Here is an 8,799-nt window from a genome sequence, read left to right as displayed (position 1 = left end):
TCCCACTCCGCATTCGTCAGATCCCCACGTCCCATCCCACCACCCTGACCTCAACACCCCACCCCTGTCAGGAGATCCGAGAAACAGACCCTAGTAGTTCACGCCTCCGAACTGCCATACAACGGTCGCCCGATGTCCACGTTCGCCGCGGTGCGGGGGGTGCGGATTCGGCCTCGTCCTCGATCGGACAGCGATCGACGGCCCGTGTCATGGCGAGTGAGTTGCCCGTGGTCACCGTACTGTTCTCCTGCTGGAAGGACGGTGCGAGCCTCGCCATGGCCCCGAGCGATGCCTTGGGACGCGCGCGTCCGTCAGGCCGTCGCAACGGTCTGGTGAAGCCGGGGAAGCTCGATCCGGGGGACGCCCGGGAGGGTGACAAGCGATCCCGACAACGGGGCGGGACGTGTCAGGACCAGCAAACGGTGCGGGTCCGTTCAGCAAGCTCAGAGGGAAGGGTGATGACCATGGAGCTGTTCGTGCCGATCCCGCTTGCCGAGTGGCGTGACACCAAGGAGACGCTCCAGCGCTTCGAGCAGATCGTCGGGAAGATCCGTCTCGCCGCCAGTGCCCGGCGCAACCACTGGTGGAATGTCCCGTTCCACCTTACGGGGCGCGGTATCACGACACGCCCGATGGGGCAGGTCGACGGAAACCCGATCTTCACGATGGACTTCGACTTCGTCGCGCATCGGCTGGTCGTCTCGACGCTGGACGGCCGGGAGATCTCCTTTCCGCTCGTCGGCCAGTCCGTTGCCTCCTTCCACGACGCGGTCATGGAGTCGCTGGCAACGTTGGGCATCCGGGTGCGGCTGGACGTGCCCAGGCCCTTCGACCTGCCCGACTCCGGCCGGCCGTTCGCCGAGGACGCCGAGCATGCGACGTACGAGCCCGCGCAGGCCAACCGCTACTGGCGCGTCCTCAGCCAGGTGGCGTCGGTGCTGGAGGAATTCGCCGCAGGGTACTCGGGGAAGGTGAGCCCGGTGCACCACTTCTGGCACACCTTCGACATCGCGCACACCCGGTTCTCCGAGCGTCACATCGAGCAGCCTCAGCAGCCGGACCCTGTCACCCGGGAGGCGTACTCCCGGGAGGTGATCAGCTTTGGCTTCTGGTTCGGGGACGACACCTTCCCCGCCCCCGCGTTCTATTCCTACACCGCTCCGGAGCCGGCACACCTGGCCGAGGAGCCGCTCGAGCCCGCGGCGGCGCACTGGGTCGCCCGGAACGGCAGCCACCTGGCCGTACTGCCGTACGACGAGGTCCGTGCCGAGGCCGACCCGCGTGCCGCCGTACTCGCCTTCTACGAGAGCGCGTACCAGGCCGGTGCCCGGCGCGCCGGATGGCCGATCGATCCGCTCGCATGCCCGGGAGGGGTGACGGACCCGCAACTGCGAAACAGACCGCACCCGGCTTCCGGCTGAGGCCCAACAGCAACCGCGAACCCCGCATCGGCGTGGCCACCCGGCCACCGCCCCGGTCGGATGCCGGGCCTGCCGACTCGCGCCCGCCCCGCTGCGGCAGTTCACCCTGGCGAACTCCATCCATCACAGCCCGATCTTCCGGCACTGCCGCCGGATGGTCTCGTGGGAGACGACCACGCCACGCTCCAGGATCGGCCTCGCTCCGGCGGACGGCCGGGACGAGGTTCTCGTGCGTGCGGCGAACCCGGCCGCCCCGGCCGGTCTTCGGCGACGGTTACGGCAGGGCCTGCAGGGTGGGGGAGAGTATGGCCGGCATCGGGGCGAGGACGATCAAGCGGGTTTCGCCCTGGGAGGCGGTGACATCGCGGGCATCCCGTCTCTCCTGACTTCCGTCGGCCTGCGTGATCATGTATCTGATGGTGACCCGGGTGCGGATGTCGGTGGTTCCGGCCGCCAGGCCGCTCGTTCCTCGTGGCGGGGGTCTTCGTCGGTGAGGTCCCGGCTCGATCCGCAGTACGGTCGGCAGCGCCTGACCGGCGCGCCGCTGCCGTTCGGGGGTGCGGTCGGCGTCCGCCACCTTGCAGGCCGGCCCGTGGATGGTGGCGACGACGGGGGAAAGGTTCTTACGGACACTGACGTCGATCCGGACGCCGACGCCGGAGGACGCGGGGGCGAGCGGTGTTTGTGCGTTGATATCGTGGACCCAATCCTGGAGTTCTGCCCATGCGGTGCTGATGGCGGCCGGGACCCGGCCCACGAAAAGTGCTGCAGGGTCCGCGCGTCTCTGCGGCGCTGCCGCCCCGAGCTGCGGCACGCGGTCCCACCGCAGACCGGCATGCTCCCGGTTCCCTGCTCTGCGGTCCCACCAGCCCGGCCTTGACGCGACCTGCCGGAGGTGGCTTCCGCGGCATCGCGACCGTGAACGCCTCTCCCGTATTACCGGGGCCGGCCGCCACGCCCACTACCCGGGTGCGGTACGAAGTCCGTGTGAACGAACAGACTCAGCCCGCGACCGTTCGCGTGTTCATCGCTCTCGCCCCGCCCGACTACGCGAAGGAAGAACTGGCCCGGGAGCTGCGCCCCGCCTATGACACACACCCTCACATGCGGTGGAACCGCATCGAGGACTGGCATATCACCCTTGCCTTCCTCGGGGAGCTGCCGGCCGAGACAGTTCCGCTCCTGCGCCCGCCTCTCGCCGAACTCGCAGCGGACCGCCGACCACTTTGTCTGGCGCTGCGCGGCAGCGGGAACTTCGACGACCGGGTGCTGTGGAGCGGAATCGACGGAGACCTCGACGAGCTGCACATGCTCGCCGCCGATGTGCGTGCCACCGTCAAGAGCTGTGGTGTCGCCTTCGAGGACCGGCCCCTGCGCCCACATCTGACGTTGGCCCGTGCACGCCGGGGAGATCGTTCCTCGGCAGGGGAAATCGCCGAAGGGTTCGCCGGATTCACCGGCCGCCGATGGCTTGCCGAACGTCTGCACCTGGTCGGCAGCAACGTCGGCCGTAGCCGCGGACCGATCCATTACCGCGACATCGAGGCCTGGACCCTCGGCAACGGGAACTGTACTGGATCTTGAACGAACCAACCAGGGCCGGACGCAGGCGGTACCCGCTGTGGCGGGCGATGCTGCGCGCCCGCCACAGCCAGGCCAAGCAGGACGGTGCCAGGGGCCGACGGTAGGTTCCGTCCGCGCCGGCCCGCCGTCGGCAGCAGTAGCGTGGCGAACCGCGCATCCGCGTCCGGGAGTACCTGACCGGCGACCGTCCCGCATGGGGGACCGGCGCATCACCGCTCACCCCGACTCGACGACCACCCACTGGATCGAATGGCCCGGGAGCTGCGCCCGGGAGTGGAAAACTGGCATGCCTGAAGGCGGTGGTCGTTGTTGCTCTCTGGTGAAGGATGATTTCGGCGTGTAGTTTCAGTGTCAGATGTCGTGGTTCGCAGTCCCTGCCCGCGCCCTGGCGTGGGCGTTTTGCTGTGCAGTGCTGGACCAGGGCGATCACCTCCGGGTCCGCGCGGTGCGGATCCGACAACGACTGGAAGGCATGACCATGGCCAGCGGAACCGTGAAGTGGTTCAACTCCGAAAAGGGCTTCGGCTTCATCGCCCAGGACGGCGGCGGACCGGACGTCTTCGCGCACTACTCCAACATCAACGCCTCCGGCTTCCGTGAGCTCCAGGAAGGCCAGGCAGTGACCTTCGACATCACGCAGGGCCAGAAGGGCCCGCAGGCGGAGAACATCACGGTCGCCTGAGCCGAGCCCCGACCCTGTGGACTCCCGGGCCGCGCGTTCCGGGAGCCCACAGGCGCCCGTCGGCCGCCCGTTGCGGCCGACCCGCCAAGGCCCGGCCGTTGCCGAGCGCCGTGATCCGGCCCGCCATGCCGCCGCCTGGTCCGGCTCCAGAGCCCGTCGGCACGACTGCGTCACCCTTCCCGCCGTAACACCCGAGCCGGCCGCGCAGACCAATGCGGTTGCCTTGGGGCCGTGCGGCGGGAGACACCCCAGAAGACAGCCGCCCCGCTCCGGCCCATCCGGCGGTTGACGGCCGGGACATGCGATGTCGCCCACTCCGGTACGGTCCGCGGGCGACGGTGGGCCGACCACCGCGACCTCTTCGAGGCGACCGTGTCGATACGAGGCTGGAAGGCGTCCACCTCAGCAATCAGCCGAGCAGCGCGGTTGCTTCGACCTCGACGAGTACATCTGGCTCGAAGAGGTATTCGACCCCGATGAGGGAGGCCGGCGGCATGGGAAGCCGGAGCCCGATCTCGTCGGCGACGGCCTCCACACCGGCCATGAAGTCGTCGATCTTTTCCGGGCTCCACCGGGTCACGTAGAACGTCAGGCGCAGCACGTCCGCGAATGACGCGCCCGCGCCCACCAGCCCGACGGAGGTGTTGCGCAGCGCCTGGGCGACCTGCCCGGCCAGATCGCCGGGCGCGACCGGAGTCCCGTCGGCCCGGCGCGCAACCTGTCCGCTGACGTGGACGTGCTTCGTCCCGGTGCCCACGGCCACATGGTGGTAGGGGACGGGCTGCAGCATGCCTTCCGGTGTGAAGTGCTGAACGGTCATGGCTGTTTCTCCTTTGCACTAGGTATCCATAAGCTACCTAGTGCAAAAAGGACACTTCAACGAGACCAGGTTTCGCCATGGATACCGACGACGAACTCCGCATCGACCCCCCGCACCGCGAGCTGCTCGACCAGGTCCTCGACAAGTGGTCGCTCAGTGTCCTCAACGAGCTCTGCGAACGCCCGTGCCGCTTCAACGAACTGCGCCGAGCCGTCCCTCAGGTCACACAGAAGTCACTGACCGCGACACTTCGACGACTCGAACGAAACGGCGTGATCGAGCGCGAGGTCGTGTCCACCCGCCCGGTGGCGGTCAGGTATCGGATCACACCACTCGGCAAGACCCTGCGGCCCCCCATCGATGTGCTGCTGGCGTGGGCTGCGGAGAACATGCCCGCCATCGCGCGCGCACGCGAAGCCTTCGACACGCGGGAAGAAGAAACGGGCCTCTGACCCTTCCCCCGCTTCGGTCGGGCGCCGGGGCGGGGGAAGGTCGCGGCGCCGGTGAATGACGGAAGGCGCTGCGGGACGGTGCCTCGACGGCGCGCACGCGCCAAGCGTCAGCCGTGCTGCCGGGTACGCCAGGCGTCCGTTGCCGCGCCGTTCAGGACGGCCATGACGACGTCCTCGGCGAGGGCGTCGGTGATCGGCAGGTGGCCGAAGAGGACGCGGTAGTAGGTGGTGGCGGCCAGCATGTCCAGCAGGAGATCGACGTCGGCATCCGGCTCGAGGTCGCCGCGCTCGATGCCCCGGCGCAGAGCCGCTGCCGTGGACGCCCGGCGGGGATGGAAGAACTTCTGCCGGAACTCGGCGTCCAGTTCGGGGTCGTCGGCGAGGTCGGCGACGAGCGCAGGCAGCACCCGCCGCCCGATGGCCCCGGAGAACGTCTCGCTGAGGGTGGTGATGCCCTCGATCAGATCGCAGTGCGTGCAGCCCGTGTCGGGTGTGGGGAAGGTCCCCGCGGCGCCGACCAGCGCGTCGACGACGAGGTGCTGCTTGGAGCGCCAGCGCCGCCGCAGCGCCGGCTTGCTGGTGCGTGCCCGGGTGGCGACGGCGTCCATGGTCAGGCCGGAGTACCCGGCTTCCGCGAGCAGCTCCAGTACGGCCCGCGGCACCGCGGTGTCGATGCGTTCGTCCCGGGGCCTGCCCTGTGGCGGGGGTTGCTGCACGTCGTGAGCGGGGTTGGTCATGGCGGCAGTATAGGGCTATGTTGCTTACGTTCCGTTCCAGCACGAAACATAAACAGAGGAGTGCTTGCGCTGTGACCTCCCGGACCGAAACCCCGGCCGTGGCCGCGGACAGCAGTGTCTTCGCCCGCCCGTACCGGGCTTTGACCTGTGGTGTCATTCTGAGCGTCGCATTGGTGGCCTTCGAGTCCCTGGGCATCGCCACCGTCCTGCCCGAGACGGCCCGCGCGCTCGGCGGCCTCGACTCCTACGGGTGGGGGCTGTCCACGCTGATGCTGGCGAACATCGTCGGCACGGTGACCGCAGGCCGCACCGCCGACCGCACGGGCCCCTGGCGCCCCCTGCTGGTGGGACTACTGGTCTTCACCACCGGCTGCCTGCTCGCCGGCATCGCGGGTACGTGGCTGCTGTTCCTTGCCGGGCGGGCCGCGCAGGGCCTGGGCGTCGGCGCGATCATGGGCATGGCCTACACGGTGGTCGGCCTGGCCTACCCCGAGCACCTGCGGGCGCGGATGTTCGCGCTGCTGTCGTCAGCCTGGACCGTGCCTTCCCTCGTCGGACCCACCCTCGCCGCCTGGATCGCCGCTGCGGTCGACTGGCGCGGCGTCTTCCTGCTCATGCTGCCGCTCACCGCCATGGCCGGTCTGCTCGCGCTGCCCGCGATTCGCCGCCTGGACCGGCCCGACGCCCACGGCGCGGTCCGGGTTGGGCCGTGGTGGAAGAGCCCCGTTGCCGCGAGTTGCGCCCTCACTGCAGGCACGGCCGTCTTCTTGTGGGCCCTGTCGCTGGGCAACGTGTTCCTGCTGATGCTCCTGGCCGTGGTGGGTCTGGGCATCACGCTCGTCGCGCTGCGCCGAGTCACCCCGCCCGGTACGTTCTCGGCCCGCCGAGGCGTGGGAGCCGGGATCGTGGTGCGGGGGCTGCTGTGCGCGGTGTACTTCGGGAGCGAGGCGTTTCTGCCGCTGGGCCTGACCCAACTGCGTCATCTGACCGCCACTCAGGCAGGGTTGGGACTGTCCGCCGGCGCGCTGGCCTGGGTCGCCGGGTCCGCCGCACAGGTCAAGAGGGACGAGGCCGCAGCTACGGGCGGACAGGCCCGCGCGCGCGGCGTGGCGGTGGGATTCACCGCCCTGCTCGCGGGTGTCGTGATCACGGCGCTGGCCGTGGTCTCCACCGCCGTGCCTGCGCTGCTGGCGGTCGTGGGCTGGGCGGTCGGCGGCCTGGGCATGGGCATGGCCTTCAACGCCGCCACCACCGACACCATGGAACAGGCCGCTTCCGGCCAGGAGGGCGCCGTGAGCGCGAGCCTCCAGCTCGCACAGACCCTGTCCACCGCCCTGATCAGCGGAGCGGGCGGCGCGGCCATCGCCATCGCGCACGCCCACGGCTCCTCCACCCGCACAGCTCTGGCCTGCGTGTTCGCCGTCACCGCCGCCCTTGCCGCGCTCGGCGTCCTCCTGTCTCGCCGGCTCGGGTCCCGTGCCGCATGACAGACAGCGCCGACCAAGCAGACGCAGGACGAACCAGTCGATTCTCACGTCGTAGATCGGACAGTGCTTTGCCCCTCGATTCCCCCACGTCCCCACGCGAAGCCGATCAGCTGGCGGCATCCGGGTCACGTTCCCGCGGCAGGCCCTTGCTTCTGGCAGCTCTCGCACTGCTCGCGCTCAACCTCCGAGCGCCCCTCACATCCGTCGCCCCGCTGCTCAAGCCGCTGCGCGACGACCTGGACCTCAGTGATACGGCCGTGGGCGTACTCACCTCGCTGCCCGTGCTGTGCCTGGGACTCTTCGCGTTCGTCGCCCCGCGGCTCGACCGCCGCTACTCCGGCCGCATGCTGCTGACCGTCGCACTCATCGTCCTCAGCGTGGGCGGACTCGTGCGGACCGGTGCTACGCCTGCCGCGCTGTTCGCGGGAACCGTGCTGGTCGCGGCGCCGATCGGGATCGCCAACGTGCTGATACCCGGTCTCATCAAACGCCAGTTCCCGCAGTCCGTGCCACGCGTGTCCGCGTTCTACTCGGGCGCGCTCACGTTCGGCGCCGCGGGAGGCCCTGCGGTGGCGGTCCCGCTCGCCGAGGCCACCGGTTCCTCCTGGCGGGTACCGCTGCTGCTCCTCGTGGTGCCCGTCGCGCTGGCGACGGTCGTGGTGATTCTGATCGCCCTCGACCGGCAACCGTCCGGCGGGGCCACCGCGGCGGCACCGGGCTTCGGCGGGCGGCCACCGCTGCCGTGGCGGAGCCGGCTGGCCTGGCAGGTGACCGTGTTCTTCGGCGCGCAGGCGCTCTTGTCGTACACCGTCTTCGGGTGGCTGCCGACCATATGGCAGGACCGTGGCCTGAGCGCCGCATCCGCAGGATTCGCCCTTTCCCTGTGCAACGCCGTGGGTGTGATCGGCGCATGGCTGCTGGCTGCCTCCGGGCGGAGCCTTGCCGACCAACGGGCGGCCGGGGTTACGGTGGCCTGCCTGACCGCGTCAGGACTCGCGGGCGTCGTGGCGGGGCCAAGAAGCCTTGCCTGGCCTTCCACGGCCGTCCTCGGACTCGGACTCGGAGCCGGATTCGCCCTCGCGCTCAGCCTGTTCGCCCTGCGTTCCCCCGACGCACCGACAACTGCGGCCCTGTCCGCCATGGGCCAGGGCATCGGCTACCTGATCGGCGTCCTCGGCCCCCTGGGCGCAGGAACGCTGCACGACATGACCGGAACCTGGGTGTGGCCCCTGGCCGCGCTGCTGACCATCTGCGCCGTTCAGGCCATGGTCGGCCTCACCGCCGGCAAAGCCCGTATGGTCACCGCCACGCCACCGCGCTGACCACGCAAGGCATCTCCCCGGCTGATCTCTCCCCATCTGTACTCACTGGAGGAGAACCGTGACCCACCCGCGCAGCCGGCAGACGATCCAACGGCTCGCCTTCGTTCTCTTCCTGCACGAGCGGGGCATCGGCCAAAGCGCGCAACTCGCCACCTGCGACCAGCTGATGGAAGAGGGCATCACGTACGAGGGCGACATCCACGCCAGGTGTTCCCACCCGGACCCGCCGGTCTGCGTGCAGCAGGCTCCGGCCTCCGTGGCCCGTTCGAGCTCGCGGGCAACATGGCGGACATG

Annotated in this window: 9 protein-coding genes; 6 read left to right on the top strand and 3 right to left on the bottom strand. The window is 69.8% G+C overall.

The genetic code is table 11. From position 1 onward, the window contains the following. The first annotated feature begins 464 nt into the window (after nt 1-464). Nucleotides 465-1,421 carry a DUF5996 family protein gene (locus tag ACIQCZ_RS40690; RefSeq protein WP_402291044.1) on the top strand — a complete coding sequence of 319 codons (957 nt, stop codon included), beginning with the start codon at nt 465-467 and terminating at the stop codon, nt 1,419-1,421. A gap of 274 nt (nt 1,422-1,695) precedes the next feature. On the opposite strand, the gene ACIQCZ_RS40685 is transcribed toward ACIQCZ_RS40690, so the two are convergent. Continuing rightward, a complete protein-coding gene (locus tag ACIQCZ_RS40685; RefSeq protein WP_402291041.1) occupies nt 1,696-2,178 on the bottom strand; it encodes a hypothetical protein in 483 nt (160 codons plus the stop codon). A 230-nt stretch (nt 2,179-2,408) separates the two neighbouring features. Here ACIQCZ_RS40685 and thpR point away from each other — a divergent pair, with 230 nt between their 5' ends. Together thpR and ACIQCZ_RS40675 are read left to right on the top strand one after the other, a co-directional pair. Beyond that, on the top strand, nt 2,409-3,005 hold the full coding sequence (thpR, locus tag ACIQCZ_RS40680; RefSeq protein WP_402291040.1) for an RNA 2',3'-cyclic phosphodiesterase: 597 nt from the start codon (nt 2,409-2,411) through the stop codon (nt 3,003-3,005). Between the two features lie 478 nt (nt 3,006-3,483). Next, complete coding sequence (locus ACIQCZ_RS40675; RefSeq protein ID WP_351083897.1) at nt 3,484-3,687, top strand: cold-shock protein; 204 nt, start codon at nt 3,484-3,486, stop codon at nt 3,685-3,687. Nucleotides 3,688-4,096: 409 nt separating this feature from the next. Here the strand turns inward: ACIQCZ_RS40675 and ACIQCZ_RS40670 are convergent, their stop codons facing one another. Beyond that, nucleotides 4,097-4,507, bottom strand: coding sequence for a RidA family protein (locus tag ACIQCZ_RS40670; protein WP_402291039.1), 411 nt, complete (start codon nt 4,505-4,507; stop codon nt 4,097-4,099). Nucleotides 4,508-4,584: 77 nt separating this feature from the next. Here ACIQCZ_RS40670 and ACIQCZ_RS40665 point away from each other — a divergent pair, with 77 nt between their 5' ends. Then, nucleotides 4,585-4,959, top strand: coding sequence for a winged helix-turn-helix transcriptional regulator (locus tag ACIQCZ_RS40665; protein ID WP_402291038.1), 375 nt, complete (start codon nt 4,585-4,587; stop codon nt 4,957-4,959). Between the two features lie 107 nt (nt 4,960-5,066). Here ACIQCZ_RS40665 and ACIQCZ_RS40660 read toward each other — a convergent pair whose 3' ends face one another. After that, nucleotides 5,067-5,696: a TetR/AcrR family transcriptional regulator gene (locus tag ACIQCZ_RS40660; protein WP_402291037.1), complete on the bottom strand. Its 630-nt coding sequence runs from the start codon at nt 5,694-5,696 to the stop codon at nt 5,067-5,069. A gap of 71 nt (nt 5,697-5,767) precedes the next feature. On the opposite strand from ACIQCZ_RS40660, the gene ACIQCZ_RS40655 reads away from it, so the two are divergent. Together ACIQCZ_RS40655 and ACIQCZ_RS40650 are read left to right on the top strand one after the other, a co-directional pair. After that, complete coding sequence (locus ACIQCZ_RS40655) at nt 5,768-7,183, top strand: MFS transporter (RefSeq protein WP_402291036.1); 1,416 nt, start codon at nt 5,768-5,770, stop codon at nt 7,181-7,183. Between the two features lie 146 nt (nt 7,184-7,329). Further along, nucleotides 7,330-8,505 (top strand): MFS transporter, encoded by a 1,176-nt coding sequence (locus ACIQCZ_RS40650; protein WP_402291035.1) that lies wholly within the window; start codon nt 7,330-7,332, stop codon nt 8,503-8,505. The last annotated feature ends 294 nt before the right edge of the window (nt 8,506-8,799 follow it).

Origin of the sequence: Streptomyces sp. NPDC093149 (assembly GCF_044754145.1) — a bacterium.
Classification (GTDB): domain Bacteria; phylum Actinomycetota; class Actinomycetes; order Streptomycetales; family Streptomycetaceae; genus Streptomyces.
The sequence above is the reverse complement of the archived record's forward strand: the minus strand, read 5'-3'. Positions and strand labels throughout refer to the sequence as shown.

Excerpts from the sequence above, each read along its gene's own strand:
- ACIQCZ_RS40660 (WP_402291037.1), bottom strand. The coding sequence starts at position 5,696 with ATGACCAACCCCGCTCACGACGTGCAGCAACCCCCGCCACAGGGCAGG.
- ACIQCZ_RS40665 (WP_402291038.1), top strand. The coding sequence starts at position 4,585 with ATGGATACCGACGACGAACTCCGCATCGACCCCCCGCACCGCGAGCTG.
- ACIQCZ_RS40670 (WP_402291039.1), bottom strand. The coding sequence starts at position 4,507 with ATGACCGTTCAGCACTTCACACCGGAAGGCATGCTGCAGCCCGTCCCC.
- ACIQCZ_RS40690 (WP_402291044.1), top strand. The coding sequence starts at position 465 with ATGGAGCTGTTCGTGCCGATCCCGCTTGCCGAGTGGCGTGACACCAAG.
- ACIQCZ_RS40675 (WP_351083897.1), top strand. The coding sequence starts at position 3,484 with ATGGCCAGCGGAACCGTGAAGTGGTTCAACTCCGAAAAGGGCTTCGGC.